General features: G+C 63.9%; 23 protein-coding genes and 1 tRNA gene. 13 read left to right on the top strand and 11 right to left on the bottom strand.

The genetic code is table 11. The features are described 5' to 3' along the window. Positions 1 to 10: 10 nt before the first annotated feature. Positions 11 to 2815, bottom strand: coding sequence for a di-heme-cytochrome C peroxidase (locus tag XI06_RS36800; protein ID WP_271607544.1), 2805 nt, complete (start codon positions 2813 to 2815; stop codon positions 11 to 13). A gap of 213 nt (positions 2816 to 3028) precedes the next feature. Further along, positions 3029 to 4825: an adenylate/guanylate cyclase domain-containing protein gene (locus tag XI06_RS36795; RefSeq protein WP_237864647.1), complete on the bottom strand. Its 1797-nt coding sequence runs from the start codon at positions 4823 to 4825 to the stop codon at positions 3029 to 3031. Positions 4826 to 5049: 224 nt separating this feature from the next. Between XI06_RS36795 and XI06_RS36790 the strand changes: the two genes are divergently transcribed. After that, positions 5050 to 5682, top strand: coding sequence for a LysE family translocator (locus XI06_RS36790; RefSeq protein ID WP_271607543.1), 633 nt, complete (start codon positions 5050 to 5052; stop codon positions 5680 to 5682). A 6-nt stretch (positions 5683 to 5688) separates the two neighbouring features. Here the strand turns inward: XI06_RS36790 and XI06_RS36785 are convergent, their stop codons facing one another. After that, positions 5689 to 6441: a sulfite exporter TauE/SafE family protein gene (locus XI06_RS36785; RefSeq protein ID WP_237864645.1), complete on the bottom strand. Its 753-nt coding sequence runs from the start codon at positions 6439 to 6441 to the stop codon at positions 5689 to 5691. 94 nt (positions 6442 to 6535) lie between these two features. Here XI06_RS36785 and XI06_RS36780 point away from each other — a divergent pair, with 94 nt between their 5' ends. After that, on the top strand, positions 6536 to 7426 hold the full coding sequence (locus XI06_RS36780; RefSeq protein WP_271607542.1) for a LysR substrate-binding domain-containing protein: 891 nt from the start codon (positions 6536 to 6538) through the stop codon (positions 7424 to 7426). A gap of 12 nt (positions 7427 to 7438) precedes the next feature. Here the strand turns inward: XI06_RS36780 and XI06_RS36775 are convergent, their stop codons facing one another. The 3 genes from XI06_RS36775 to XI06_RS36765 all read right to left on the bottom strand — a co-directional run bounded on the left by XI06_RS36775 (position 7439) and on the right by XI06_RS36765 (position 10623). Further along, entirely contained in the window at positions 7439 to 8404 is a 966-nt protein-coding gene (locus tag XI06_RS36775) for a Bug family tripartite tricarboxylate transporter substrate binding protein (RefSeq protein ID WP_271607541.1), read from the bottom strand. A 17-nt stretch (positions 8405 to 8421) separates the two neighbouring features. Beyond that, the gene (hisN, locus tag XI06_RS36770) at positions 8422 to 9204 is read right to left on the bottom strand and encodes a histidinol-phosphatase (protein WP_237864642.1); all 783 of its coding nucleotides are present in this window, start codon (positions 9202 to 9204) and stop codon (positions 8422 to 8424) included. Between the two features lie 528 nt (positions 9205 to 9732). Further along, the gene (locus XI06_RS36765; protein ID WP_271607540.1) at positions 9733 to 10623 is read right to left on the bottom strand and encodes an N-formylglutamate amidohydrolase; all 891 of its coding nucleotides are present in this window, start codon (positions 10621 to 10623) and stop codon (positions 9733 to 9735) included. Positions 10624 to 10951: 328 nt separating this feature from the next. On the opposite strand from XI06_RS36765, the gene cpdR reads away from it, so the two are divergent. The 4 genes from cpdR (at position 10952) to XI06_RS36745 (ending at position 12458) form a co-directional block, all read left to right on the top strand. Continuing rightward, positions 10952 to 11311 carry a cell cycle two-component system response regulator CpdR gene (gene cpdR, locus XI06_RS36760; RefSeq protein ID WP_007597092.1) on the top strand — a complete coding sequence of 120 codons (360 nt, stop codon included), beginning with the start codon at positions 10952 to 10954 and terminating at the stop codon, positions 11309 to 11311. A 76-nt stretch (positions 11312 to 11387) separates the two neighbouring features. Next, positions 11388 to 11462, top strand: a tRNA-Val gene (locus XI06_RS36755). Positions 11463 to 11662: 200 nt separating this feature from the next. Further along, positions 11663 to 11878 carry a DUF2945 domain-containing protein gene (locus XI06_RS36750; RefSeq protein WP_237864640.1) on the top strand — a complete coding sequence of 72 codons (216 nt, stop codon included), beginning with the start codon at positions 11663 to 11665 and terminating at the stop codon, positions 11876 to 11878. Between the two features lie 28 nt (positions 11879 to 11906). Continuing rightward, complete coding sequence (locus XI06_RS36745) at positions 11907 to 12458, top strand: DUF488 domain-containing protein (RefSeq protein ID WP_237864639.1); 552 nt, start codon at positions 11907 to 11909, stop codon at positions 12456 to 12458. A 139-nt stretch (positions 12459 to 12597) separates the two neighbouring features. Here the strand turns inward: XI06_RS36745 and XI06_RS36740 are convergent, their stop codons facing one another. Beyond that, positions 12598 to 13173 carry a TetR/AcrR family transcriptional regulator gene (locus XI06_RS36740; protein ID WP_271607539.1) on the bottom strand — a complete coding sequence of 192 codons (576 nt, stop codon included), beginning with the start codon at positions 13171 to 13173 and terminating at the stop codon, positions 12598 to 12600. Positions 13174 to 13305: 132 nt separating this feature from the next. Here XI06_RS36740 and XI06_RS36735 point away from each other — a divergent pair, with 132 nt between their 5' ends. The 3 genes from XI06_RS36735 to XI06_RS36725 all read left to right on the top strand — a co-directional run bounded on the left by XI06_RS36735 (position 13306) and on the right by XI06_RS36725 (position 15257). Then, complete coding sequence (locus XI06_RS36735) at positions 13306 to 14289, top strand: zinc-dependent alcohol dehydrogenase family protein (protein WP_271607538.1); 984 nt, start codon at positions 13306 to 13308, stop codon at positions 14287 to 14289. A 240-nt stretch (positions 14290 to 14529) separates the two neighbouring features. Next, positions 14530 to 15018, top strand: coding sequence for an L-2-amino-thiazoline-4-carboxylic acid hydrolase (locus XI06_RS36730; RefSeq protein WP_237864635.1), 489 nt, complete (start codon positions 14530 to 14532; stop codon positions 15016 to 15018). Next, on the top strand, positions 15015 to 15257 hold the full coding sequence (locus XI06_RS36725) for a hypothetical protein (protein WP_442869488.1): 243 nt from the start codon (positions 15015 to 15017) through the stop codon (positions 15255 to 15257). The genes XI06_RS36730 and XI06_RS36725 overlap by 4 nt, the downstream gene beginning before the upstream one ends. A gap of 9 nt (positions 15258 to 15266) precedes the next feature. Here XI06_RS36725 and XI06_RS36720 read toward each other — a convergent pair whose 3' ends face one another. After that, positions 15267 to 15734, bottom strand: a complete 468-nt coding sequence (locus XI06_RS36720; protein WP_271607537.1) for an NUDIX hydrolase — start codon at positions 15732 to 15734, stop codon at positions 15267 to 15269. A gap of 257 nt (positions 15735 to 15991) precedes the next feature. Here XI06_RS36720 and XI06_RS36715 point away from each other — a divergent pair, with 257 nt between their 5' ends. Beyond that, positions 15992 to 17266: a lipase family protein gene (locus tag XI06_RS36715; protein ID WP_271607536.1), complete on the top strand. Its 1275-nt coding sequence runs from the start codon at positions 15992 to 15994 to the stop codon at positions 17264 to 17266. On the opposite strand, the gene XI06_RS36710 is transcribed toward XI06_RS36715, so the two are convergent. Continuing rightward, positions 17263 to 18354 carry an enolase C-terminal domain-like protein gene (locus XI06_RS36710; protein ID WP_271607535.1) on the bottom strand — a complete coding sequence of 364 codons (1092 nt, stop codon included), beginning with the start codon at positions 18352 to 18354 and terminating at the stop codon, positions 17263 to 17265. The two genes, XI06_RS36715 and XI06_RS36710, sit on opposite strands and share 4 nt — an antisense overlap. A 195-nt stretch (positions 18355 to 18549) precedes the next feature. On the opposite strand from XI06_RS36710, the gene XI06_RS36705 reads away from it, so the two are divergent. Then, on the top strand, positions 18550 to 20112 hold the full coding sequence (locus XI06_RS36705) for an adenylate/guanylate cyclase domain-containing protein (RefSeq protein ID WP_237864631.1): 1563 nt from the start codon (positions 18550 to 18552) through the stop codon (positions 20110 to 20112). A gap of 41 nt (positions 20113 to 20153) precedes the next feature. Here XI06_RS36705 and XI06_RS36700 read toward each other — a convergent pair whose 3' ends face one another. Together XI06_RS36700 and XI06_RS36695 are read right to left on the bottom strand one after the other, a co-directional pair. Then, positions 20154 to 21389: an ABC transporter substrate-binding protein gene (locus XI06_RS36700; RefSeq protein ID WP_271607598.1), complete on the bottom strand. Its 1236-nt coding sequence runs from the start codon at positions 21387 to 21389 to the stop codon at positions 20154 to 20156. Between the two features lie 343 nt (positions 21390 to 21732). Beyond that, positions 21733 to 22665 carry an alpha/beta hydrolase gene (locus XI06_RS36695; protein WP_271607534.1) on the bottom strand — a complete coding sequence of 311 codons (933 nt, stop codon included), beginning with the start codon at positions 22663 to 22665 and terminating at the stop codon, positions 21733 to 21735. A gap of 353 nt (positions 22666 to 23018) precedes the next feature. On the opposite strand from XI06_RS36695, the gene XI06_RS36690 reads away from it, so the two are divergent. Together XI06_RS36690 and XI06_RS36685 are read left to right on the top strand one after the other, a co-directional pair. After that, on the top strand, positions 23019 to 23294 hold the full coding sequence (locus XI06_RS36690; protein ID WP_271607533.1) for a hypothetical protein: 276 nt from the start codon (positions 23019 to 23021) through the stop codon (positions 23292 to 23294). 53 nt (positions 23295 to 23347) lie between these two features. Then, positions 23348 to 25498, top strand: a complete 2151-nt coding sequence (locus tag XI06_RS36685; RefSeq protein WP_271607532.1) for a methyl-accepting chemotaxis protein — start codon at positions 23348 to 23350, stop codon at positions 25496 to 25498. Positions 25499 to 25540 lie beyond the last annotated feature (42 nt).

Below are 25540 nucleotides of genomic sequence, written 5' to 3'. Positions count from 1 at the left end.
AAGAAGCAACTCACAGCGTCTTCAGATACTCGATCAGATCGTAGCGCTCTTGCTCCTTGAGCACGCGGCCGATGGTGCCGTCCTTGCCGGGGCCCGGCGTGCCATCGAACGAATGGCCGGCATTGCTGTTGCCGAACAAGTCGGTGCCATCAGCGGCTCGCGTCGAGAAGCGTGACTGACCGGTCTTGCAGCTCTCGCCGTCGGTGACCGCAAAGCCGACCTGCTTCGGATCGTAGTCGCGGCCACCGCCCATGCAGAACGATTTGGGGCGTTCGGCCGCGGGGCTCAGCATCCAGTAGAGCGAGGGCACCGATCCGTTGTGCAGATAGGGCGCGGTGGCCCAGGCGCCGTTGAGCGGTCGCGCGCGATACCAGGGCCCCGGCTCATTCTTCTCGGGCGGTTGCGGACCAGAATTCGGGCAGTTCTTGCGCTTGCCCCACCAGATATCCTGAACTTTCGGGTCGATCTTGGCATCGTCCATTGCCTTGCGACTGACGATGTCGACGAGCACCATCAGGCCAAGAGCATACGGCATGTCGGTGGACGACACCTCAGGCAGATTGCAATTCCACCAGGCATTGAGCTTCTGCGTGGGATCGAGCTTGAGAAAGCCCGGCACCTGAACAATGCGCGTTGCCAGCACACTGGCCTGAGAGGGGTCGGTCCCCATGCCTTTGGCGCTCTTCTGCACCTCGTTCAGGAATTTGTCGTCGCCGATGGTTTGCCAGCGGTCCGAGGACCAGATGCTCTTGTCAGGAAATTCGGTGTCGAAGACGGGATCGTTGACCGGACCGAGATGGCATTCGACGCAGATCTCCGCATAGAGCTTGCGGCCGCGTTTGACGCGGTCGCCATCGATCTTCCAGGCATCGTCGCCGAAGATGTCAGAGGGCCATTTCGGCGATGTCAGTCCGGAGAGCTGCTTCTTCGGATAGGGCGCCGACCCTTTCAGCAGATCCTCGATCCAGTTCAGATTTTTGATGTCCATCGAGGAGCGGAACAGCGCGTCCTTGGGCGTGGTGTCGGACAAATTGAGCAGCGCGGTTACGCCCAGTGCTTCGCCGGCGTTGCGGATCAGCGGTTGCTCGATCGAGGCGTCATACTGCGCATATTTGAGCCAGGGCACGGTCCAGATCGGCGGGAAGCTGACCGGCGCGTCCTTGGCATGCAGATTCTTCTCGAAGCCGCTGAGGCCGCTGAGCGCCATATCCTGGGAGAAGACTTGATTGCCGATGCGGTTGAGCGCGTCGAGGCGGCCATATCCTTCCTCGGTGTCCTGCTGTGGTTCGTCCCGCTTGGTCTTCTCGTTGAACCGCGTCTTGCCCTCGATGGTTTTCGCGTAGGTCTTCTCCCAGTCGACCAGGAATGTGCCAATCGCGCTGAGTTTCTGCTTCAGCGCATCGCGGTCCGCATCGCTGGCGGAAGGGCCGAGCACACGATCGGCAAAGCGCTTGAAGCGACCCGGCACATAGAGCGTGTAGGCGATCGAGAGGCCGGTCGTGACCTCGAGCTTCCTGAGGTCGGTCATCGCCGGGCCGCCGTCGAAGCGGATGTCGATGCCCTTGTAGTGGATCTGTCCGGTGTGGCAGGCGGCGCAGGTGAGGCCAATCCGGTCCTCGCCGATCTTACCGGTCGCGGGATCGGACACGCCGGTCATGCGCGCAAAGCCGACGGGCAGGCCGTCGACGTTTTCGGCCTGCTTGCCCCAGTTGACCGGCGGATCCCACAGCCGCGCCGGCACCGGCTTGGTCTTGTCATAGACGTTGGCGTAGCCGAAGCGGCGGAGCGTGGCCTCATCGGTGTTGATCGTCTGCGGGCTCGGGATGAAACCGAAGCGCTGCAGATGGTCGCTGTCGTGCAGCATCCCGGGCTTTGCGAAGAAATGCAGCCGCGGCTGCTCCAGCGCCATGAACCAGCTATAGGGCACCGGGAAGGTCGCGGTGCCCTGGCTGGCGTGATGAAACCAGTGCCGGTCCTCCAGCGCCCAGTTCTGCTCGAGCCAGTACGCGGCGCGGGGTTCGACGAGCTTAGGTAATGGCGGCGCCACCAGATTCCCGAGGATGCCGGGCAGTATCGGCTGGAATTGATCGGGAAAGCGCAGCGCCACGATGCCAAAAACGAGGAGCGCTGCGACGAGGCCGCCGGCTGCGCGCAAGATGAGTGAAGGCGGGCGGACCGGCTGGCTGACCATCCGCTGGGTGATCCTCTCAGGGAATTTGCGCTCGTTGAACAACGTCCTCACCTCCGCCACGCTGAGATAGCGGTCATCACCCTGACCCTTGCCCATGATCCTGAGCAGGATCGGCCATTCGAACTTCATCAGGATCGGGTAGTACCAGCGCGCCTGATTGCCGGCGCGCTTGAGATTGTCGTTCATGAAGGTCTGGATCTGCGAGGCGTTGAGCCCGACCTCGCTGCCGCCCTCGGGGTCGGCATAGGTGCTACCGAAACCGGCGAGCCGCGCGATCTGGTCCTCGTTGACCTTGCCGTCGACGCCGAGGATGCGCGAGCCCGCACCGAGCTTGTCGAGCGGTCCGCCGCGCAAGCGATTGAGCTGTGCGCCCCAGAAGATGCTCTGCAGGATATGACAGGCGCCGTTGGCGATCAGCGCGACGCCGCGGACCTGGATGCGGGCCGAGGTCTTTTTCAGCCCGGTCTCGCCGCTTGCATTTGCGATGGTCTGCGAAATCGTCCGCAGCGGGACGGTGCCGCCGTCGACAAAGCCTTCGCCGACGAGGCCGCGCAGGAAAGGGCAGGGATTATCAGGAGAGACTTCGATTGAAGGATCAAAGGGCTTCTTGCGGGAGTCATCCATCGGCAAAGTCCTGAAAACATACGAATCGTGAAAAGCGGCCGCGCCGATCAAGCGCAGAAAGTCCTAACAAACAGACAGCGGACGGGCCGTAGCTATGCTACTTCAGGGTGTGACGAAGTGTGGCTGAATTCGCTCTGCTGTCAATAACGCTGCGGTGAGACCGCAGCGCACCCGCGAGTCTGCTCGCGGGACCTCGCCCAGAGGATGCTGCCGTCAGGATTCCGCAGCGCGTCTGACGTCGCTCTGGACCAAGGTGAGCTTGCTGGCCGGTACGCCTGCCTTCAGCAGCCCGTCGCGGTAATGCGCGATATCCTCGGACCGCTTCCAGTGAAAATTCCGCAAATGGCGATCGACGTTCAGGGTTGGGTAATTGCGCATCAGCACGCCTGTCGCCTCGCTCGCATCAGTGGTCCGGCCCATCTGCGCCAGCGCCGCGGCGCTGATCGCCAGTGCCTGCATATGGTTCGGGTTGATGTAGAGCTGCTCGCGGGCCCAGGACAGGGTCGCGTCATACTGGCGGAGGAGATAGTGGCTAAAGGCGTTCAGCGCCGCCCATTGATAGCGTGGGTCGCTGTTATCGCGTTGGGCCGCCATCGAGAACAGCTCGATCGCCTGACGGTGCTCGCCGATCACGAAGTGGCAGATGCCGAGCACGCCGCGCGCGCCCATGTCGTAGGGGTTGAGGGCGACGGCACGCTTGGCGGCGTCCATCGCCGCTTCGTCATGCCCTTCCATCGCATGCGCCCAGGACAGGATCGAGAACGCAAAGGAGGAGCGCGGATCGAGCCGCACGCTGGTTTCGGCGAGGCTCATCGCCTCAGCCCACATCTCGCGCGTGCCCTTGACCCAGCCGAACTGGATGCTTTGGATCTGGATCGTGGCGAGATAGGCATGCGCGATCGACAGCTTGGGATCGAGCGCGATCGCCTCCCGGAACAGGGCGACGGCCGTGCCTAGGTCTTCCTTGGTCTGCCGGTAATAATGCGACAGGCCTTTCAGGAAGCGGTCCCAGGCCGTGACGTCGTTGGTCGGGCGCGCCGGCGCGGAGGCCTCGGCGCGGACGATCTCGGTGGCGATGGCCGCGGACAGGCTGGTCGTGATCTCGTCCTGCATGGCGAAGAGGTCGCCGATGTCCCGGTCGTAACGGCCGGTCCAGAGCTGCTCGCCGGTCTCCGGCGCGATCAGCTCGGCGGTGACGCGGATCTTGGCGCCGGCGCGCCGCACCGAGCCCTGGATCAGATAGGTGGCGTCGATCTCGCGCGCGATCACGCGGGTGCTCGCGTTCTTGCCTTTGAAGGCGAAGGTCGAGTTGCGGCTCAGCACGCGATAGAAGGATTGCAGCGACAGCGCGTGGATCAGATCCTCGGTCAGGCCGTCGGAGAAATATTCGTCCTGGGCGTCGCTGAGATTGGCAAAGGGCAGCACGCCCACGATCGCCGTGCGGTTCGGCTGCGACAGCGCCGACCCTTCTTTCACTTCGCGCGCGAGCGCGGTGGCGCCGTCGGGCGTCCAGGTCCAGACCCCGACCGGATCCTTGATGTTCTTGAAGCGGTGGTTGCCGCCATCGACCAGCGGCACGGTGAGATGCTTGCTCGCCTCGCTGTAGGCCTTGGCCGAGATCGCGAACCCGCCAGGGTTCGCCACCGATTCGAGGCGGACGGCGATGTTGACGTCGTCACCGAACACCTCGTCCTCGTCGGCGATGACGTCGCCCATGTGGATGCCGAGCCGGAACTGCATGGCGCGGTCGGCAGGCAGATGATGGTTGCGCTCCGCCATCAACACCTGCATCGCGATCGCGGCCTCTGCGGCGCCGACGATGGAGGGAAACTCCAGCAGGAAGCCATCGCCGGTGTTTTTGACGACACGGCCGCCATGGTTGAGGATGATCGGATGAATCGCGCTGCGATGGGCCTTGAAGACGGCATGGGTGCCGGCTTCGTCACTGCCCATCATCCGGGAATAGCCGGCGACATCGGCGCAGACGATGGCGGCCAGACGTCTTTCCATATCCTCGGAGCTCCAAGGGAGCGGGACGCCACCAGCGGGCCGTCGCCGCGAATCCAGCATTTCAAGAACTTGCGTCCTTATAGAGCACATCGAGCCGAACGAAAGTATGATCCGCATTGCAAATTCGACGCAAATCCTAACCATTTCCGGTGGTGGACGGCGGGGTGCGAACCAACTAAGGCCAGTCCCTTGAGGCCGCCCGGCCGGGCGGCGAGGACCTCACCATGCTGGGCATTCACGAAATCTGGCTCTTTGTCCTGTCGGGGGTGCTGCTCAACATCACGCCGGGGCCCGACACGGTCTACGTGATCGGCCGCAGCATGCAGATGGGCTGGCGCGGCGGGGCGGCCGCAGCCTTCGGCATCAGTTGCGGCTGCTTTTTCCATGTCGCGGGCGCGGCGATCGGCCTTTCGGCGCTCTTGATGGCCTCATCCACCGCGTTCGGGGTGCTGAAGCTGGTCGGCGCGGCCTATCTGGTCCTGACCGGGCTTCAGATGCTGTGGTCGCGGCCGCAGCTTCTGGCGGTCAAGGACGAGGCGGAGCGCAGCTCGCTGCGACGGGTTTTCCTCCAGGGCGTCTTCACCAACGCGCTCAATCCCAAGGTCGCGCTGTTCTTCCTGGCCTTCCTGCCTCAATTCGTCGCAGCCGATGCGCCGCACAAGCCGCTGGCCTTTCTGACGCTGGGCCTGATCTTCATCTGCACGGGGACCCTGTGGTGCCTGGTGCTGGCGGCGTTCGCGGCCAACGCCGCTCATCGCCTGCGGCGGTCCGAGGGCGTGATCGCCTGGGTCAATCGGACGCTCGGCGGCCTCTTTATCTATCTCGGCATCCGCGTCGCCATGCTGGAGGCGCGGTAACCTCGGTTACCCAAATTCCTTGAGCAGCGCGCTGCCGGCGAGATAAACGCCGAGCAGGATCATCGCGACCAGGAACCAGCGGCGGAACGCCTCCGCCGGCATCCGCTGCCGCACTGACTGGCCGAGATACATCCCGGCAAAGGCCATCGCCATGGCGACGGTGCCCGGGACGGCATTGGCCGGCGTCAGCAATCCGCCCGCGGTGAGATTGAAGGCCAGCGCCAGCGTCGCCGTAGTGAAGAACACGCCGAGCGCCTGCACCAGCTCGTCCTTCTCCATCCCGATCGCCTGCATGAACGGCATCGAGGGGATTACCTGCACGCCTGTCGAGGCCGAAATCACGCCGGTGACGACACCGACCACGCCGCCGACCCATTTCTCGTTTTGCGGCGCGACGTGGAATTTGAACTTGCTGAGGCCGATCATCGCGTAGATCACCAGCAGCACGCCGAGCACCACGGTGCCGTAGCGCGCATAGGGACCAGTCAGCGCGCCGGCATTGAGCCAGCATCCGATCACGGTGCCGATCATCAGCGGCCACAAGCGCCTGAGGATGTCGCGCAGGTGAGGGCCGACAAAGGTCTGCCAGATGTTGGTGACGATGGCGGGCACGATCACGATGGCGATGGCGCGGCTCGGCGCCATGTTCACCGCGAGCAGGCCCATGGACACGGTCGGCAGGCCGAGCCCGACGACGCCCTTGACGAAGCCGGCGACCAGGAAGACGGCGGCGATGAGGATGAGAAGCGGGTCGATCATGCAGCCACATTGACCGAAGCGGCGCGGGGGCACAATCTGGAGGTTACGGAGATAGCCTTCGTCCATCACGAAGGCTGATTATGGAGGAAAAGCTGTGCGTTTCGACCTCGTCGATCTCCAGCTCTTCATCGCGGTCGCCGACCAGCGCAGCATCACCCGCGGTGCCGAGCGATCGAATCTCGCCTTGGCTTCGGCCAGCGCACGGATCAAGGGTCTCGAGGACGCGCTTGGCGTCGCCCTGCTCAAGCGAGGGCGGCGCGGTGTCGAGCTGACCGCGGCCGGCGAGAGCCTGCTGGATCACGCGCGGGTCGTGATTCACCAGGTCGACGCCATGCGCGGCGATCTCGCCGGCTTTGCCAGCGGCGTGCGCGCCAGCGTTCATTTCCTGGCCAACACGTCGGGCCTGTCGGAGCACCTGCCGAAGGCGCTCGCCGGCTTCCTGCGCGAGCATCGCGACGTCGCCATCGACATCGAGGAGCGCGAGAGCACCGACATTGCTGCCGCGATCACGGCCGGAGCCGCCGATCTCGGCTTTGCCGCCGAGCACGCGCTGCCCGATCATATCGAGCGCTTCGTGTTCAGCGAGGACCGCCTGACGCTGGTGACGTCGAGGCGGGGCCCGTTTGCCGGCCGCCGCCAGATCGATTTCCAGGAGGCGGGCGCCTGCGAGTTCGTCGGCCTCACCAGCGCCACCGCGCTTCAGATGCACATTTCAAAGCATGCCGCGCGGCTCGGCATGCGCCCGCATTTTCGGGCGCGCCTGCGCGACTTCGATGCGATCTGCCAGCTGGTCTCGGCCGATGTCGGTGTCGCCTTGGTGCCCGAAGCCGCCGCCCGCCGCTGCGCAAAACTGATGCCGCTCGCCATCGTCCGCCTGCGCGACACCTTCGCCAACCGGAAGCTCGTGATCTGCGCGCGCAGTTTCAAGGCGCTGCCACGGCCGGCCAAGATGCTGGCGGAGCATTTGCGGGCAGAGGCGGTGTGAGGCGCAAGAGCACTACTTCGCCGTCTCGACGCCGGCGTCCTTGATCACCTTCGCCCACTTCTTGGTCTCGTCCGCGATGAAGCTGCGAAAATGCTCGGGCTCGTCGCCGACAAGCGTCGCGCCTTGTGCGGCCAGCTTCTCCTTCACCGCCGGATCCGCCATCGCCTTGGTCGCGAGGTCATGCAGCGCGGTGACGATTTCCTTGGGCGTGCCCTTGGGCGCCACCATGCCGTACCAGTTCTCGATGCGCAGGTCGGGGAAGCCGGCTTCCTTCGTGGTCGGCACGTCGGGGGCGGTTGGCGCGCGCTCCACCGAGCCGATCGCGATCGGCTTCAGGGCGCCGGCCTTGACTTGCGGCAGCAGCACCGGGAGATCGAGGAAGGTCATCTGCACTTGCTGGCCCAGCAGATCGTTCACGGCCGGAGCCGCGCCACGATAGGGCACGTGGACGATGTCGATCTTGGCCGTCAGCTTGAAGAGTTCGCCGGCGAGATGCGGCAGGCTTCCGGGGCCGGAGGAGGCGAAGTTGAGTTTTCCGGGCTGCGCCTTGGCGAGTGCGATCAACTCGCCGATGTCCTTGGCCGGCACATTGGCGGCGACAACCAGCATTTCCGGCACGGTCGCCACCAGCGTCACCGGCGTCAGGTCGTTGAGCGTGTCGTAGGCGACCTTCTCCATGCTCGGGCTGATCGCAAGCGCGCCGGCCGAGGAGATGGCGATGGTGTAGCCGTCGGGCTGGCTCTTTGCGACCGCGTCGGTGCCGAGCACGCCGCCCTGGCCGCCGCGATTGTCGATCAGCACCGGCTCCCCAGATAGTTCCGACATGCGCTGGCCGACGACACGGGCGATAATGTCATTGGGGCCGCCGGCCGGGAACGGCACGATCAGCTTGATCGGCTTTGCCGGAAAATTCTGGGCGGAGGCCAGCGTTGGAAACTGAAGCAGGATGGCGAGAAGGAGCGCGCGGCGTTTTTTCATGCAAGCTCCAGCATCGCCTATCCGTTGAGCAGCTTCAGTGCTTCTTCGTGGACACGTGGATCGCCCGCAGCGACAATGCGGCCGCCGCCCTGGGCCGGCTTGCCTTCCCAGGTGGTGACGACGCCGCCGGCGCCGGTCACGATCGGGATTAGCGCTGCGATATCGTAAGGCTTCAGCTCGGTTTCGACCACGAGATCGACATGGCCGGCCGCGAGCATGCAATAGGAATAGCAATCGCCGCCGTAGCGCGACAGCCGTGCCCCCTGCTCGATGCGGCCGAAAATGGCGCGGTCGCGCTCGTTCATCAGCAAGGGAGAGGTGGTGTAGGTCGTGGCCTCCGACAGCGAGGCGCAGCGGCGGACCTGCAGCCGGCGCTCGCCGGAGGGGCCCTTATAATTGGCCGAGCCATTGTCGCCGGAAAAGCGCTCGCCGATGAAGGGCTGGTGCATCATGCCGTAGACGGGGGAGCCCTTGTGCAGCAGCGCGATCAGCGTGCCCCAGATTGGAAAGCCGCCGATAAAGGACTTCGTGCCGTCGATGGGGTCGAGCACCCAGACATAGTCGGCATCCTCGCGCTCATTGCCAAATTCCTCGCCGACGATGCCGTGCTGGGGGAAGCTCGCCTTGATCAGCCGCCGCATCACCGCCTCCGCGGCGCGGTCGGCTTCCGTGACGGGATCGAAATCCTTGGTCTTGCTCTTGTCGTCGATCGACAGCGAGGTGCGGAAGAACGGGAGGATGGTCTCGCCGGAGGCAGTGGCAAGTCGTCCGATGAAGGCTGAGAAGTCGATCACCGTCACGGCGCATCCTCAAAAACGAAAGTTGGGTGAAGCTCGCAATCTGCCTAGCTCAATTCGCTCCTCACGTGCAGCGCTGTCTTGATTTGCACCCTGGTATTTTGGATCCGGTTACCGGCAACCCCCAGTGAGCCAAATGCCGAGCCATATGCTGGCCAAATATCGATCACCGACTTGAAAACTTAGTTCCGAGCATGCCTTGTTCGTATGCAAATGACTATCAACCCATTGAATTTCCTTATCAAAGAAACTGAATCTGGGTTTCTTTTGGAGCAACCGAGCCATGTGTTTTTGCATGGGAAACGGCTCAAAAGCCCTTGCACTTTGTGCGGCGCGGCCGCATATTGTTGCGGTGCGGTAGCGCTTCTCGCGTTATCGCTGCCCTCCTTGGGCGTTTCCTCCCTAGACTTGGGCCGCTTGCGTCATTCGCGAGCGGCCCTTTTTTCTTGTCGGTCTGTTTTCAGTTTGGTGCGCGATCCCTCGCGAAGCGAAAACGCAATCGCAGGCAAGACGATCGTCCGAGACGCGCGTCTATTCCGCGGCGGCCTGGAACGGACCGAGATCGCCGAACGGAATCGTGGTCGCCAGCACGTCGGCGAGAACGCCAAAGTCGCTTGCCACTTGCGCAAAGCGCGGGATGCGCTCACGGCGGCGCTCATCCATATAGATCGCGCGGTTGAACTCGAGCTGCACGGCATGGAGGCCGCTCGCCGGGTTGCCGTAGTGCTCGGTGATGAAACCGCCGGCATAGGGCTTGTTGCGGCCGATCGAATAGCCGAGGCCAGTCATGGTTTCCTCGACGCGGTCGGGCAGCAGCGGCGTGCAGCTCGTGCCGTAGCGGTCGCCGATCACGACGTCGGGCCGGCGCGGCTCGTCCCTGCTGACGCCGACCGAGGGCATCGAGTGGCAGTCGACCAGCACCACCGTGCCGAACATCTGGTGCACCTTGTTGATCAGCCGGCGCAGCGCGCGATGGTACGGCTTGTACAGCGTTTCGATCCGCGCCAGCGCATCATCGACCGCGATGCGGTCGCGATAGATCTCCTGGCCGTCGCCGACCACGCGCGGAATCGTGCCTAATCCGCCGGCGACCCGCATCGAGCGGGTGTTGGCAAAGCTCGGCAGGCGGCCGGTGAACATGCGGGGGTCGAGCTCATAGGGCTCTCTGTTGACGTCGACATAGGAGCGGGGAAAGTTGACCCGCACGGTCGGAAAGCCGCGTGCGCTCAGATGGCCGGTCAGCTCGTCCATGAAGGAGTCTTCGGAGCGCCGCAGCGTCGGCAGGTCGATCCGCGATGCGTTCAGGAATTCGTCCGGGTAGGTCGAGCCGGAATGGGGCGAGTTGAAGATAACAGGCGCACGCCACTCGGCGGGCTCCACGATCTCGAAGGCTGGCGACACCTCGCCGTCAAACCGGGTCATCTTCTCAGGCTTCGTCCCTTCACGCCGCACGATCCAGCATGGGTCCAGATCGGGTGATTCGGCCGGTCGAGCGGCTCTTAAGTGTCGTCATTGTCCGGAATCGCAACCATTCTGCCAAGCGAAAAAGCGTGATCCGCGCTGGAACATGTCTTAACCGTGTGGGCAGGCAGGCGGGGATGCGTGGGCGCACCGGAATTGATTCATCCCGCATTCCGGTTCACAACACCCCTCGCAGCACGAGCCCAGAGGGTTAAGATTTTCACCCCAAATTTACCCTCTGTCGGGCTTAGTGACCTCTGCATATCCTCTGGGGATCGACGTTCCGCTCATGCCAAAAATCCTGCTCGCCGAAGACGACAACGACATGCGCCGTTTCCTGGTCAAGGCGCTGGAAAACGCCGGTTTTCAGGTCTCGTCCCATGACAACGGCATGGCGGCCTATCAGCGCTTGCGGGAAGAGCCGTTCGAGATGCTGCTGACCGACATCGTGATGCCGGAGATGGACGGCATCGAGCTCGCCCGCCGGGCCTCGGAACTCGACCCCGACATCAAGATCATGTTCATCACCGGCTTTGCCGCGGTCGCCCTGAACTCGGATTCGGATGCGCCCAAGAACGCCAAGGTGCTGTCGAAGCCGGTTCACCTGCGCGAATTGGTGAGCGAAGTGAACAAGATGCTGGCGGCCTAAATTGGCCCTGTTCCGTCCTTGCGCGCGCTCCCCTGAGCCGTTATAGGGACCCCGACCCGACACAAGTGGACTATTAGGGCACGTAGCTCAGCGGGAGAGCACTACCTTGACATGGTAGGGGTCACAGGTTCGATCCCTGTCGTGCCCACCATCCTTCGCTCGCGAGCGAGAGAAGGATGCCACGCCGAAGCCCAACGGGCGCAGGCGGGCTGCCGCCGCGAGCTACGGCTAGGCAAGCCACGATCCAATCTCAATGCGAAGCGTGTCCGGCGTAGCTCGTAGAGCGAAGACGGACTGTCACCTCACCTTCCGCCCCTTGGAACGCGCCACACGCTCCGGCATTGTTCCTCCATGCCCAAATCCTTCCACCGCGGCGATCACGTCAGCTGGAATTCCGAGGCCGGCCGCGTGCGCGGCCATATCCTGCGCGTCCACACTGAGGACGTCGACTACAAGGGGCACACACACCACGCGAGCCCGGATGATCCGCAATACGAGATCAAGAGCGACAAGACCGACCACGTCGCCCTGCACAAGGGTCGTGCGTTGCGGCTGCTGCGCAGCTGAGCGGCACAAGGTGAGCTGACGGGCTGCCATGGCTCATCCCTTCTTCACCATCGGCCATGCCACTCGTTCGATCGAGGAGTTCGTCGACCTGTTGCAGGGCAGCTCGGTTGGCTTCGTCGCCGACGTTCGCACCGTGCCCCGATCCCGCACCAATCCGCAGTACAATCGCGAGACGCTGCCGCAATCGCTGGCGATCGATGCGATCGGCTACGAGCACATCGCCTCGCTCGGCGGTCTGCGCAGCCGCAAGCACGAAGTACCGCGGCAGACCAATGCCTTCTGGCAGAACGCCAGCTTTCACAATTATGCCGACCACGCCATGGGGCCGGCGTTTCACGAAGGCCTCGCGCATTTGCGCGACCTCGGGCAGGCGCGACGTTGCGCCATCATGTGCGCGGAGACATTGTGGTGGCGGTGCCATCGCCGGATCATCACAGATTATCTGCTCGCCGCCGGCGAGACGGTGTTTCACATTCTCGGGCCAGGACAGGTCAAAGAGGCCCAAATGAATCCGGCCGCGCACATCCTGCCCGACGGCCGGCTCGATTACCCCGCGCAGGAGCAATCTCGCGCGCCTTGATGTGATACCTGCCGTCCCCGGGAGGCCACCAGCCGTCCCTAGAGCATGATCCGGAAAAGTGTGAAGCGGTTTTCCGAAACGATCATGCTCAAACAAAGAGCTAAAGCGCGACGACGATTCAACCCAATTTCATCGCGCTTTAGGCCAGCAGGGTCATCACCTGGTCGATCACGGCCTGAACCTGCTTCGCATCGGACCCCTGATGCGCAAGCGACATCAATCCCGTGTGCACCACCATGATCGTGTGTGCCGTGAGATCGGGATCAAAGCCCTTCCTGAACTGCGCCCGGTCGGCGTGCAGGCGTGCGCGCAACAACTGCTCGAGGCGTCTGTTGTAGCGCTCGATGCTTTTGCGGATCTCTGCCTGATCGAGCGAGCCGTCGGTCGACGAGTTGATCGACAGGCAGCCTCGCGCGCCCTTTGTGCCCGAGCAATACGGTACGAATCCCGTGAGCCATTGCCTGATAGCGTCGCGGGCCTGGCCGGGCTGGGCCAGGACACGCTCTGCCCAGCCGAGGATACCGTCGTGGTAGCGATCGAGCACGCGCAGGAACAGCGCGCTCTTGTCGCCGAACGCCGCATAGAGGCTCGGTTTGGCGATGCCGCTCGCCGCCGTGATCTCGTCGAGCGAGGCCGCCCGGTAGCCCTTGCGCAAGAAAACCTCGCGCGCGACTTCGAGCACGTCATCAGGGTCGAAACTGCGTGGTCTTGCCATGCAACTTGTTTATGCGCTCCTGCTGCGGATGTTAAGTCCTCAAGCAGTCGTGACCGGTGCACCCGGTGCCGTCATTGACCTTCTGTTCGTTCTGTACTATCAAGTACAGAACAGAAAAACAGGAGATGACACATGAAGGCGGTTCAGGTCGTGACGTTTGGAAAGCCTGCGGACGCGGTGAGGCTGAACGATGTGCCCGATGTAGGCGCTCCTGGCCCCGGCGAAGTCGTTGTCGCCGTCGAGGCCGCTCCGATCAACGCCACCGACCTCATGATCGCCGCAGGACGCTACGGATTTCTGCCGCCGCTGCCGGCCACCCTCGGAATCGAAGGCGTGGGCCGCGTCGTCGCGGCGGGTGCAAACGTCAAGAGCCTGAAGGAAGGCGACCGAACCCTGATCCCGATCATGGTGCCGACCTGGACCGAGCGGGTGAAGTTTGCCGCGACGTGGCAGCGGCCCTTGTCGCTGCAAGCGGATGTCCAGCAACTCGCGATGGTCGGCGTCAATCCCGCGACGGCCTACCTGCTGTTGACCGACATGGTCAAGGTTCCCAGCGGTGGCTGGGTGATTCAGAATGGCGCCAATTCGGCGACGGGGCGTTCGGTCATCGCGGTGGCGAAATCGCTGGGACTCAAGCTCGTGAACGTCGTCCGACGCGAGGAATTGGTGCCTGAGTTGCGCGCGCTGGGAGCGGATGTCGTGCTCGTCGACGGTCCTGATCTGCCCAAGCGCGTCGCCAGCGAGACGGGCGGAGCGCCCATCCATCTGGCACTCGACATGGTCGGCGGTCCATCTACCATGAACCTCATGAACTGCGTTGCACCGAAAGGCGTGGTCGTCATCTACAGCGCGATGAGCGGGCAGCCCTTCTCCGGTTCGAGCCAAAGAGCGATTTTTGCCGAGGTGTCGGTACGCGGCTTCTGGCTCGTACACTGGCTCAAGACCGCCACCGCCGAGACCATGGGCAAAATGTACGATCATTTGACCCCGTTGGTCACATCAGGAGCGCTCACTGCGCCGGTCGCTGCGACCTACGGTCTGGAGCAGTTTGCCGACGCGATCGCCCAGGCTGCGAGCTTCAAGGGCAAGGTCATCTTTACGCCAAACCGCGCCTGACCGAAGATTCCCGCGCGTCCCGCGCTTTGAAATCATGTTTCTATACCGTTTGGTATAGAAACAGCGCGAGACCGCTGGGATTCCCCAGCACCGGAGAGGAAATTCACGCCGTCCGCCTTGATCGCGTCTTGGCGAAGATGCAATCTAACCGGTGCCTCAAAGTGTGCTCCGCTTCGCGCGCGATTCAGTCACAGTGGGAGCCACGTTGACACCGAGGCGCCGAAGTCGAGAACGCCGCCCATGAGCATATCCGTCATCGAACAGGCCAAAATCCAGGCGCAAGTGCTGGTGCCGCTGGTCAAGGCGCTTCAGGCCGAACTCGGCGAGGTCCGTGCGAACGCGATTGTGCGCAAGGCGCTCGGTGACCTCTACCGCGGCTTCGGGGAGGAGTTCTGGAAGGCCAAGAACGAGAGCGATCTCGGCAAAGCGGTCGGCTCCGCCTTCAGGACTTACGCGCGCGACGATGCTCTCAGCTACGAGGTGATCGAGCAGACGCGGGATGCGTTCGCCTTCGACGTGAAGCGATGTGCCTATGCCGAGTTCTACAAGGCGCTGGGCGAGCCGGAGCTCGGCTTCCTCATGGTTTGCACCGCCGACTTTGCGACCGCGGACGGCTTCGGTCCGGACATCAAGCTGGCGCGCACGCAGACCATCATGCAAGGTGCCGATCATTGCGACTTCCGCTACCGGCGCATTGCGGATGTATCAAAGGGAAGGGCGGGTGAATGATGCGGACCATTTTCCTTGCCGTGGCGGCGACGCTGACGGCATCGAGCGCGAATGCCGCCGTCATCGACTGGCAGGCCGAGCTCGAGCGCTGCCGCGAGTTGCGCGCGAGCGTGGCGCCGCTGCTTCAGGCCGGCGAGGGCATTTCTGCTGTCGGCCGCTCCAACAGATCCGTCCGTCGCTGCATCTGGATCCAGCGCATCGCGGTGCGCAAAAAGATCCCTGGCGCAGAGACGTGGTAGCCGGGATTGTCAGTCGCACCTGCTTTTCGGCGCGAGTAGCAACTCCTTCAGTCCAGTCGGATAGAGGCTCGGGCCATCAGGCACGTCGAGATCGGCGAGGTCGAACCAGCGGGCGGTGATCTCTTCTCCGTTGTCCTCGCGGAAGTCGATACGGTCCTGACGGCTGAAGGCGTCATCCGGGAACCCGACCTCGGCGATGAACATCACCTCGTGCCCGGTCGCGCCCTCGTGGACAAAAATGTTCTCCATCATCAGCGGCTCGCCGGTGATGGTGACGTCGATGCCGAGCTCCTCGTTGAATTCGCGCAAGAGGGCCGCGCGCCAGCTCTCGCCGAATTCGATCTCGCCACCGAGCGGGCGGACGCCCTTGATCCGACCGGCATCGTCGCGCACCTCAGCCGCGAGCAGACGCCCGCCCCGCCAGTGCAGGCCGATCGCGACGACGCGAATGTGGGGATGCGGGCGCCATGTGGTCATGGGGCATGGGATAGTGGGCTTTGGCCGATCTCGCAATGAGGAGCGGGCGGTAAAGACCCGTCACCCCGCGCGGATGGAGGGCCGCTGAACAAGCGGCCACCTCCAGCGACGACGGTGCCTCCAACTTCATGTGCGATCGGCATCGGTCCATGTCTGAAAAGACATGGACCTTGGCGCGACGGCGTCCATAATCGGCGCAGAAACAGGATTGCTGCGATCGCCAGCCAATCTAAAAGCGCAAGGGATGGAGAAGCCTGATGCCTGGAAGCCTGACGACAAGGTCGTTGGCGGCGCTCGCCGTTGTCGTCGGCCTTGCGGCCTCGACGGCCAGTGCGGATTCATTGTTGCCGGTCGGGCCGAAGGTGGGCGACCAGAATCTCTCGCCATTCTATCGCTGGTCCGAAACCCTGCCCGAGAGCCCCGGCATGCTGCTGCGCAAGGAGCCGATGCTCGCGCAGCCCGAAATCACCAGCGCAGCCCTCGCCGAACGCATTCTCTACACATCGAGCGATTTCCGTTGGCACGCCGGCATCGTTCCCGTCAGCGGCACGCTCTATCTGCCCAAGGGCGAGCCGCCGGCCGGAGGTTGGCCCGTGGTTGCCTGGGCGCACGGCACGCTGGGCATTTCCGATGCATGTGCGCCGTCCTGGACCGGTCACAAGCCGCGCGATGCCACCTACATCCAGCGCTGGCTCGAGAACGGTTTTGCGGTCGTGGCGACCGACTATCAAGGACTCGGCGGGCCCGGCCCGCATCCATATCTGATCTGGCAGGCGGAAGGGCGCTCCGTACTGGATGGCGTGCGCGCGGCGCTCGCCACATATCGTGACAAGCTGGCTCCAAAAGTCTTCGTCACCGGACAATCGCAAGGCTCGGGCGCCGCCCTGGGCGCGACCGTGATCGCAGAAAGCTACGCGCCCGACGTGCCGCTGATTGCCACTGTGGCGACGGGCCTGGTTTCGACCTTCCCGGATGGTCCCTACAAGCCGCCGCAGACGACTGCGATCGGTTCGCCGATCTACACGTCGCTGATGCTGCTTGGCGGCTCGTTGCCGGATGGCGCACCTTCCGCCGACGATCTCGTCTCCGACAAGGGCAAGCCGATCCTGAAGGCGGCGCGCGAGAACTGCTCCACCGAGATGCGCGAGGTCGCGGGCCGGGATGGCGTCACCGCCGAGAACGTCTATGTCGAGCCGATGGCCCAAATCATCGCGCGGTTGACGCCGATCACGGACATGAAGGCCGTGCGCCTCAAGGTGCCGCTCCTGCTCGGCACCGGCCTTGCCGATTCCACGCTGGTGCCGACGCGGCAATATGCCGAAGTCGCGGCGCTGTGCGCGGCCGGCAACGAGGTGGTCTGGAAGACCTATCCCGGCAGGACGCATAATGGCGGCCTGATTGCGGCTTTTCCCGATGCGCTCGCGTTTTTCCGCGGCATGCTCGCCGGACAGAAGCCGTCGAGCAATTGCGCGGGGATCGCCGAGCCCGGTGCTCCGGGTGAGGCCGCGAAGGGCGTCGCTTTCAACGATTAGCCCACTGCATACTTCCTCACCGCCGCCTCGTCCCATTCAATCCCATTCCCCGGCTCCTCGCCGGGCATCGCAAAGCCGTCCTTGATCTTCAGCCGCGTCGCCAGTACCGCGTCGGCCCAGTCGACATATTCCAGCCAGTGCGCCGTCGGCGTGACGCAGAGCAGGTGCGCGCTGACCTCCGAGAACAGATGCGTCGACATCTCGATGCCGGCGGCGTGCGCCAGTGAGGCGGCGCGCAGCCAGCCGGTGACGCCGCCGATGCGCTGCACGTCGGGCATCACATAGTCGCAGGCCTCGGCGGACAGCGCGCTCTGCATCGCAAACGCGCTGTCAAAATTCTCGCCGATCTGGACCGGCGTACGCAGCGCATCGGCGATGCGGGCGCAGCCCTCGTAATCGTCGTGCCGGATCGGCTCCTCGATCCAGCTCAAGCCTTCGTCGTCGAGCATCTCGCCGCGGCGAATGGCTTCGGTCACCGTCAGCGCCTGATTGTAGTCGCACATCAGCGTCACATCGTCGCCGACGGCCTTGCGTACCGCGCGCACCACGGCGAGATCGTCCCGCGCCTCGGGCCGCCCGACGCGGATCTTGGCGGCATGAAAGCCCTCGGCCAGCAGCTTGTGGGCTTCCTCCACCGCGGCGCCCGCTGGCATGATGCCGAGCCCTTTCGAATTGTAGGCCTTCACCGGTTTGGGCGCGCCGCCGAGCAGGCGGGCGAGCGGCAGGCCTCGGCTGCGCGCCAGCGCGTCCCATGCCGCCATGTCGATGCCGGATTGCGCCAGCCGTTGCAGGCCGGCGAGGCCGAGCAGCGTGAAGCGTTGGGTCAGCTTGCGCTCGATCTCGAATGGCAGCAGCTCGTCGCCTGCGAGCAGCTCCGACATCTCCGTGACCATCGCGGTCAGCGGCCTCAAGGCCGACGGCGTGATAGAGAACAGATAGGCATGCCCGACCGCGCCCTGGTCGGTCTCGCAGTCGATCAGCACCAGCGGCGCCTTCGCGACCGCGCCGGTCGAGGTCAGAAGCGGCAAGTTCATCGGCGCGATCACGGGGCGCGCAATGAAGCGCCTGATGCGGATTGTCTCGGTCATGGGCGGTGATTCCGGATTGATCGATGCAGGTTGATCCCGATCTTAAACATTCGTCATGAAACGAAAAGGTGCCTGCTGCGACCCACCATAAAATGGGGTTGCGCGGGCGCGCATTTATTGGCTCTGTGCAAGCCGGCATGTCGTGCCGCAAATCCCCCGGTCTTGCGGCAAAAACGCACATCACGGAGCCACAGAGTGAAACAAGAGATCGCCGAAGAGCAGCGCAAGAGCGGCCTCCTGATCGGGGCCGTGATTGCCTTTCTCCTGCTGGCGCTGCCGCTGGCGGTTTGGCTGGACCTGACTGAGCTGAACAAGACCGCGCTCCGCCGGCAGACCGCCGACCTCAACTCGGTCATCACAAGCGTGCGCAGCTACTATGCGTCCAACGTGGTCGGGCGCATCCTGGCCAACCCCAACGGCACGACGAAGGTGGTTCACAACTACGAATCCGTCCCCGGTGCGATCCCGATCCCGGCGACGCTGTCGCTGGAGCTCGGCCGCGTCATCGGCGCGCAGCAGGAGAACATCACCTACCGCTTCGTCTCCGATTTCCCGTTCCAGAACCGCGCCCCGCACCAGCTCGACAAGTTCGAGCGGGATGCGCTGGCCGCGCTCCGCGCCGATCCCGAGCAGAAGATCGTCGACACCGAGACATCGCTGTTCTCCGACAAGGTCCGCCTGGTCGCGCCCGTCACCATGGGCCCGGCCTGCGTCAGCTGCCACAACAGCCACCCCGAGAGCCCCAAGAAGGACTGGAAGGTCGGCGATGTCAGAGGCCTCCAGGAGGTGATCATCGCCCAGCCGATCGCCGCCAACATCTTCTCGTTCAAGTTCCTGCTGGCCTATTTCCTGATCGCCGCAGGCTGCGGGCTGTCCTTCCTCTCGCTCCAGCGCCGTCAGGCCAGCCGCATCAAGGGCATGAACAGGGAGCTCGAATCCGCCAACGATTTCCTGGCCTCGCTGTCGATGAAGATCTCTCGCTACATCCCGCCGCAGGTCTACAAGAGCATCTTCTCCGGCCAGAAGGACGTCACCATTCACACCGAGCGCAAGAAGCTTACGATCTTCTTCTCCGACATCCAGAACTTCACCGCGACCACCGAGCGGCTGCAGCCCGAATTGTTGACCCAGCTCCTCAACGAATATTTCACCGAGATGTCTGACATCGCGCACGAACATGGCGGCACCGTCGACAAGTTCATCGGCGATGCCATGCTGATCTTCTTCGGCGATCCCGAGACCAAGGGCGACCGCGCCGACGCGCAGGCCTGTCTGCAGATGGCCTGGCGCATGCAGCAGCGTCTCACCGAGCTCAATGCGAAATGGCGCGCCTCCGGCATCGAGCAGCCGTTCCGCTCGCGCATGGGCATCAATTCCGGCTACTGCAATGTCGGAAATTTCGGCAGCAGCGATCGCATGGACTACACCATCATCGGTGCCGAGGCGAACCTCGCCGCGCGCCTGCAGTCAATTGCCGAGCCCGGGGGCATCGTGCTGAGCTACGAGACCTTTGCGCTGGTCAGCGACATCGTTCGCGCCCACGCGCTGCCCGCGATCACGATGAAGGGCATCAGCCGCGAGATCATTCCCTATGCGGTCGATGCGCTGAGCGATGCGGCAGCCGAGAAGAGCGGCGTCATCACCGAACGCGCGCCGGGGCTGGAGCTGTACCTCGATCCGGCCGTGGTGAAGTCGGGCGATGCCGCAAGGGTCCGCTCGCTGCTGGAAAACGCGCTGGCGTCGCTCAAGCCGGCGTGAGGCCTCTCACCCTCCCCTGGAGGGGGAGGGGAATCGCTACCTCACTTCGCCATGCCTTCCGTAAACGCCGTCTCGATCACCGCCCCAAACGGTTGCCACGACCGTCCGTCGAATTGCACCAGCCGCATCTGCTTGATCGGCAGGTAGTTCTCCGGCGACGTATTCATCCTGATATTGGGCAGCGCAACGGAGGGATGATAGTCCCGCAGCGACGCCGCCTGGCGCATGATATTCTCGCGCGAGACATCGTCGCCGCATTGCTTCAGTACCTGCGTCAACGCCTCGGCCGCGGCATAGCCGTAGAGTGCCGCACTGTTGTTGGTGCTTTCGACCTTGTGATACCGGTCCATGAAGGTGAACCAGTCCTTCATGGCCGGATCGTCCTTCCAGGCGGGATCGCTCGGATCCTTCAGGAAGGCCGCCGAGATCACGCCGGCTGAATTCTCCAGCCCCGCCGGCGCCATCGCGTTGGCGATCGAGGCGGAGGCATCGTTGACGATGAAGACCGGATGCCAGTTCAGCGACGCCGCGAGGCCGATCACCTTGGCCGCCGTCGACGGCACGCCGAGAAACACGAAGATGTCGGCGTCGGCGCGCTTGAGAATCGCGACGTGCCCTTCGAGATGCTCGTCATTGATGTCGAAGGCGACGTCGACAAGGACATGACGGTTCAGATCGCCGAGACCTTCCTGGATGCCCTTGTAGAGCATCCGGCCGAACTGGTCGTTCTGCCACAGCACCACGATCTTCTTCCGGGGATAATAGGCCTGGATGTAGTTGGCGTAGATACGTCCCTCCGAGCGGAAGGGCGGCTGCCAGCCCATGGTCCAGGGAAACGCCCTGGCCTGGCTCAGTTCCTCGTCGCCGGAGGCGACGAACAGCTGCGGGATCTTCTTCTCGTTCAGGTACCAGCGCGTGGCAAGATTGCCCGGTGTGCCGAACGACCCGAACATCAGCTGCACCCCGTCTTTCTCGACGAGATCGCGGGTCAGCTGCAGCGCGGTCGCGGGATCGGAATTGTCGTCGCGGCTGATGAAGCGGACCTTGCGGCCGTTGATGCCGCCGCGATCGTTGATCATGTCGAAATAGGCCGCTTCCGCCTTGCCGATCGCGCCGAATTCCGAGAGCGGCCCCGAATAGGGCACGATGTTGCCGATGCGGATTTCCTTGCCGGAGCTGGGGTCGGAGGTGGGCTGATCCGCACGCTGTTGCGACATCGCCCCGAGCGAGGCGAGCGCGGCGATCAGAACGAACAGCAGTCTGCCGGTGACGCGCATGCTCGACACCTTGTCGTTGGCCCCCCAACGAACTCGGCTCAACCCGCTCCCGGGCGAGTTGATCTACATCAAGCGTTTGGCAATCGTGTGGCTGGGCTTTGAAGCCGCCCGCGGCTGTCTGACCGAAAACGACAGGCGGGCTGACGCGCCGGTTGCGCTCAAAAACGCTCCGCTAACCTCGTCATCCTGAGGTGCGAAGCCCGCGATGCACCGCATCGCGGGTAGAGCCTCGAAGGATGAACGGCCACCGCGGCAGCCGAGCGGAGAGCGCCGGGCCGTCGCCCTTCGAGGGCCGCTGAAGAAGCGGCCACCTCAGGGCGACGGTGACCGACTGATCGTCCGGCTACGGCAACCCCCGCGCCTCCAGTTGATGCACCAGCAGCAGCGTCGGCTCGGCAAGGCTGTCGCCGGAACCATCCAGCCCGAAGGCGCTGGCGATGCCGTCGTGGCTGCGCAGCAGCGTCGCGCGTGGGCAATGGCCGGCGCCGCAGAGCGTCTTCTTCAGGGTCTCGCCTTGCGCGACCAGGTTCGCGGGATCGTTGGCGGCCCAGGCCAGCACGATCGGCTCATCGACATTGAGGATGCCGGGATACACCGAGCGCCTGTCATATTGAGCGACGTCGTTGCCGAAATAGGCCTTCTCGCCGTCACTGGCGTCCTTGCCGACGCGATAGATGCCCGAGACCAGCACCACGGCGGCGACGTCGGCGCGGTCGGTTTGGAGTTCGGGATGCGCCAACAGGCTCGCGACATGGAAGGCGCCGGCGCCATAGCCGACCGCGACGATCTCGCGGGCATCGCCGTTGAACAGGTCGATATTGCCGTGGACCCAGGACAGCGCCGCCGCGACGTCGGTCGCGCCCATCGGCCAGGTTGCGGCGGGCGCGAGGCGATAGTTCACGCGCACCCCGATCATGCCGTTGCGCGCTGCAAAGCACATCGCTTCGTCCTGGATATCGCGGGACAGCTCCGGCGCTCCGCGATCGCCGGTGAACGTGTCACCGGCGACGAACAGCAGCACCGGCCGTGGCGTGTCCGCCTTGGTGGTCTCGCTGGTCGCGACGTCGAGCACATTGGCCTCGCTGTCGCCATAGCGCAGGCCGCGCGAAAAAGCGACCTGCTCGCACAGCCGCGCGACGCCGCCTGCGGTGGTGTCGTTATCGGTGAGGCCTGTCAGGACCAGATCGGAGGGAGCGGCGGGTCGCGCCGGCGTCACGCCCTGCGCCGACGCTGCCGTCGCGGCGAGAAGGAGGAACAATGCGAGGAAATTCTTCATGTCGCTGCCGGCCTTGCGTTCCCATCATGGCTCGCGTGTGGGGCCTGTCTTTTCAATTCGCCTTATTAGTTAGTGCCCTTTGGGCAATTTCACGGCACGTCCGCACCGCTGCGGTGGGTATGCGAGGAGACAGCGGGCCAGGACAGGTTCTCGACGCGCTCTCGGTTGCCGATTTTCGACAGGCATATTAGCTCCGCTTTATGAAAGCGATCCCGTTACCGTCAAACGTCATGGACGGCTTAACGCGCGTGTCAGAATCCGGCCAGAGTGTCGTAGATCGGTCAAATACCCTGATAACTCGACTTGTATATTAGCGATCTCGCCGGCCGGATCTTCCGCCGCGGGAGAATAGCATGTCGAACATCATACAGTTTCGTTCGCAGCGGCATGACGTCGATGCGTCGATCGAACGTTGCGATCGCTCCATCGGGGTCGAGCCCAGCGCGCTGCGCGTCAGCGCCCGGAATGCGCTCAGTCGGTTGGCCGGCCAGTTCGAGCTCGCGATCGAGCACGCCCATCAAATCGAACATCGGATTTGCGATCCGAAATCGCGCCGGGAGTTCTCGGCGCAGATCGAGAGGACGCGACGTCTTCTCGACATCGTCCATCTGAAGATCCTGCAGATCTAGCTGCGCCGCCCGCCAAATTCGATCCAAGCGCCAATTTTTCGGAGAGACAATCGATGCGTACCAATTTGCCTGTTACCGCCACCGAGTATCCCCTGACGGACGAGACGTTGATCGTCTCGAAGACTGACCTCAAGGGCAAGCTGACTTATTTCAACGATCAGTTTGTCGAGGCGTCCGGCTTCACCGAGCAGGAGCTGGCCGGCCAACCGCATAACGTCGTCCGGCACCCCGATATGCCGCCGGAAGCCTTCGCCAATCTCTGGGAAACGCTGAAGGCCGGCAAACCGTGGGCCGGCGCGGTCAAGAACCGCCGCAAGAACGGCGATTTCTATTGGGTGCTGGCGAGCGCGACGCCGATCTGGGAAGAAGGACACGTCGTCGGCTACATGTCGATCCGCACCAAGCTGCCCGCGGACCAGCGCGAGCAGGCCGAACGCGTTTACGCCGCCATTCGCGACAAGAAAGCGGGCGCGTTCAAGATCGAAGCCGGCATGATCCGCAAGCGCTCGCCGTTCGAGCTCTTCTCTCCATTTACGCGATCGCTGAAGGCGCGACTGGTCTCGCTGGTCGGCGTCCTGTCGCTGTTCATGGTCATCGTCGGCTCAGCCGGATTGATCGGCATGAGCCAGGTCAACCGGCACGCCCAATCGATCTACGAGGACCGGTCGGTGCCGCTTGCCCAATTGTTCGAGATCAATGACCGCATGAAGGAGAACTCGCTCGCCGTCCTGCGATCGGCGATCGAAGCGCGCACCGGCCGGGTCTCCTCGGACGCGCAGGGCGTCGTTGCGGCCAACGCCGGCCGGATCGACAAGCTGTGGTCGGATTACATGGCGACCTATCTCACGCCCGAGGAGAAGTCGGTCGCGGAGTCGTTCATGCCGAAACGGGTCGAGTATGTCGAGCGTGGCCTCAAGCCGGCGCTCGCCATGCTGGCCGAAGGCAAGCTCGATGAGCTGAACGCACATATGACCGGCAAGGCTGCCGAGCTCTTCGGCACCGCCAAGGCCGACATGGACCGGCTGGTCGCGATCCAGGTCAAGGAAGCAAAGGCGGAATACGATGCCGCCGAAGGCGCGTTCGCCTTGGCTAACGCGATCGCGATTGTTGCTCTGTGCCTGGGCCTGCTCGCCGGCACCCTGCTGTCATGGGCGGCAATTCGCGCAATCACGCGTCCCCTGGCGCATCTGAACGACATCATGTCGAAAATTGCCCAGGGTGTTTTCAACAGCCGGGTCAATGTCGAGCGTGACGACGAAGCGGGGCTGGCATTGCGCGCCCTCCAGGCGCTTCAGGCCAAGCTTGGCTTTGATCGGGAGTCGCAGCGGGATCTGGAGAAGCGGGCTGCGGACCAACGGCGGATGGACATGCACAGAATGGCCGGAGAGTTCGAGGCCGCCGTTGGCAACATCATCGAGACCGTTGCTTCAGCCGCCACCGAGCTCGAGGCCGCTGCGGGCACGCTGACCGGTACGGCGGAATCGACGCAACAGCTGTCGATCGCCGTCGCGGCAGCGTCGGAAGAGGCCTCCACCAATGTGCAGTCCGTCGCGTCGGCGACCGAGCAGATGTCCTCCTCGGTCACCGAGATCAGCCATCGCGTCCAGGATTCCGCCAGGATGGCGGCTGAGGCCGTCAATCAGGCTCGGCAAACCAACGACCGTGTCAGCGAATTGTCGCGCGCCGCGGCGCGGATCGGCGATGTCGTCGAGCTGATCAACAGCATCGCGGGACAGACTAACCTCCTGGCGCTGAACGCGACCATCGAAGCCGCGCGTGCCGGCGACGCCGGCCGGGGCTTTGCGGTCGTGGCCTCCGAAGTCAAGGCGCTGGCCGAGCAGACCGCGAAGGCCACCGGAGAGATCAGCCAGCAGATATCGGGTATTCAGGTTGCGACCCAGGAGTCCGTCGCGGCGATCGGGACGATCGGAGCGACGATCGGAAGCCTCTCGGAGATATCGGCGGCGGTCGCCGCAGCCGTGGAGGAGCAGGGCGCCGCGACCCAGGAGATCTCCCGCAATGTGCAGCAGGCTGCGAAGGGCACGCAGGACGTCTCGTCGAACATCAGCGACGTGCAGCGCGGCGCGTCGGAGACAGGATCGGCGTCGTCCCAGGTGCTGTCCTCGGCGCAGTCGCTGTCGATCGAGAGCAATCGGCTCAAGACGGAGGTCGACAAATTCCTGGCGACCATTCGCGCGGCCTGAGCGGCGTCCAGTCAGGACGGCGGGCGCGGCGGGAAATCGCCG

The sequence above is a fragment of the Bradyrhizobium sp. CCBAU 11434 genome, assembly GCF_028128895.1.
Classification (GTDB): Bacteria; Pseudomonadota; Alphaproteobacteria; order Rhizobiales; family Xanthobacteraceae; genus Bradyrhizobium; species Bradyrhizobium zhengyangense.
This window is presented reverse-complemented; position numbering and strand designations above follow the sequence as displayed.

Excerpts from the sequence above, each read along its gene's own strand:
- XI06_RS36775 (WP_271607541.1), bottom strand. The coding sequence starts at position 8,404 with ATGAAAAAACGCCGCGCGCTCCTTCTCGCCATCCTGCTTCAGTTTCCA.
- XI06_RS36715 (WP_271607536.1), top strand. The coding sequence starts at position 15,992 with ATGCCTGGAAGCCTGACGACAAGGTCGTTGGCGGCGCTCGCCGTTGTC.
- cpdR (WP_007597092.1), top strand. The coding sequence starts at position 10,952 with ATGCCAAAAATCCTGCTCGCCGAAGACGACAACGACATGCGCCGTTTC.
- XI06_RS36740 (WP_271607539.1), bottom strand. The coding sequence starts at position 13,173 with ATGGCAAGACCACGCAGTTTCGACCCTGATGACGTGCTCGAAGTCGCG.
- XI06_RS36710 (WP_271607535.1), bottom strand. The coding sequence starts at position 18,354 with ATGACCGAGACAATCCGCATCAGGCGCTTCATTGCGCGCCCCGTGATC.
- XI06_RS36695 (WP_271607534.1), bottom strand. The coding sequence starts at position 22,665 with ATGAAGAATTTCCTCGCATTGTTCCTCCTTCTCGCCGCGACGGCAGCG.
- XI06_RS36745 (WP_237864639.1), top strand. The coding sequence starts at position 11,907 with ATGGCTCATCCCTTCTTCACCATCGGCCATGCCACTCGTTCGATCGAG.
- XI06_RS36785 (WP_237864645.1), bottom strand. The coding sequence starts at position 6,441 with ATGATCGACCCGCTTCTCATCCTCATCGCCGCCGTCTTCCTGGTCGCC.
- XI06_RS36685 (WP_271607532.1), top strand. The coding sequence starts at position 23,348 with ATGCGTACCAATTTGCCTGTTACCGCCACCGAGTATCCCCTGACGGAC.
- XI06_RS36730 (WP_237864635.1), top strand. The coding sequence starts at position 14,530 with ATGAGCATATCCGTCATCGAACAGGCCAAAATCCAGGCGCAAGTGCTG.
- XI06_RS36765 (WP_271607540.1), bottom strand. The coding sequence starts at position 10,623 with ATGACCCGGTTTGACGGCGAGGTGTCGCCAGCCTTCGAGATCGTGGAG.
- XI06_RS36790 (WP_271607543.1), top strand. The coding sequence starts at position 5,050 with ATGCTGGGCATTCACGAAATCTGGCTCTTTGTCCTGTCGGGGGTGCTG.
- XI06_RS36725 (WP_442869488.1), top strand. The coding sequence starts at position 15,015 with ATGATGCGGACCATTTTCCTTGCCGTGGCGGCGACGCTGACGGCATCG.
- XI06_RS36720 (WP_271607537.1), bottom strand. The coding sequence starts at position 15,734 with ATGACCACATGGCGCCCGCATCCCCACATTCGCGTCGTCGCGATCGGC.
- XI06_RS36750 (WP_237864640.1), top strand. The coding sequence starts at position 11,663 with ATGCCCAAATCCTTCCACCGCGGCGATCACGTCAGCTGGAATTCCGAG.
- XI06_RS36795 (WP_237864647.1), bottom strand. The coding sequence starts at position 4,825 with ATGGAAAGACGTCTGGCCGCCATCGTCTGCGCCGATGTCGCCGGCTAT.
- XI06_RS36690 (WP_271607533.1), top strand. The coding sequence starts at position 23,019 with ATGTCGAACATCATACAGTTTCGTTCGCAGCGGCATGACGTCGATGCG.
- XI06_RS36700 (WP_271607598.1), bottom strand. The coding sequence starts at position 21,389 with ATGCGCGTCACCGGCAGACTGCTGTTCGTTCTGATCGCCGCGCTCGCC.
- XI06_RS36735 (WP_271607538.1), top strand. The coding sequence starts at position 13,306 with ATGAAGGCGGTTCAGGTCGTGACGTTTGGAAAGCCTGCGGACGCGGTG.
- XI06_RS36800 (WP_271607544.1), bottom strand. The coding sequence starts at position 2,815 with ATGGATGACTCCCGCAAGAAGCCCTTTGATCCTTCAATCGAAGTCTCT.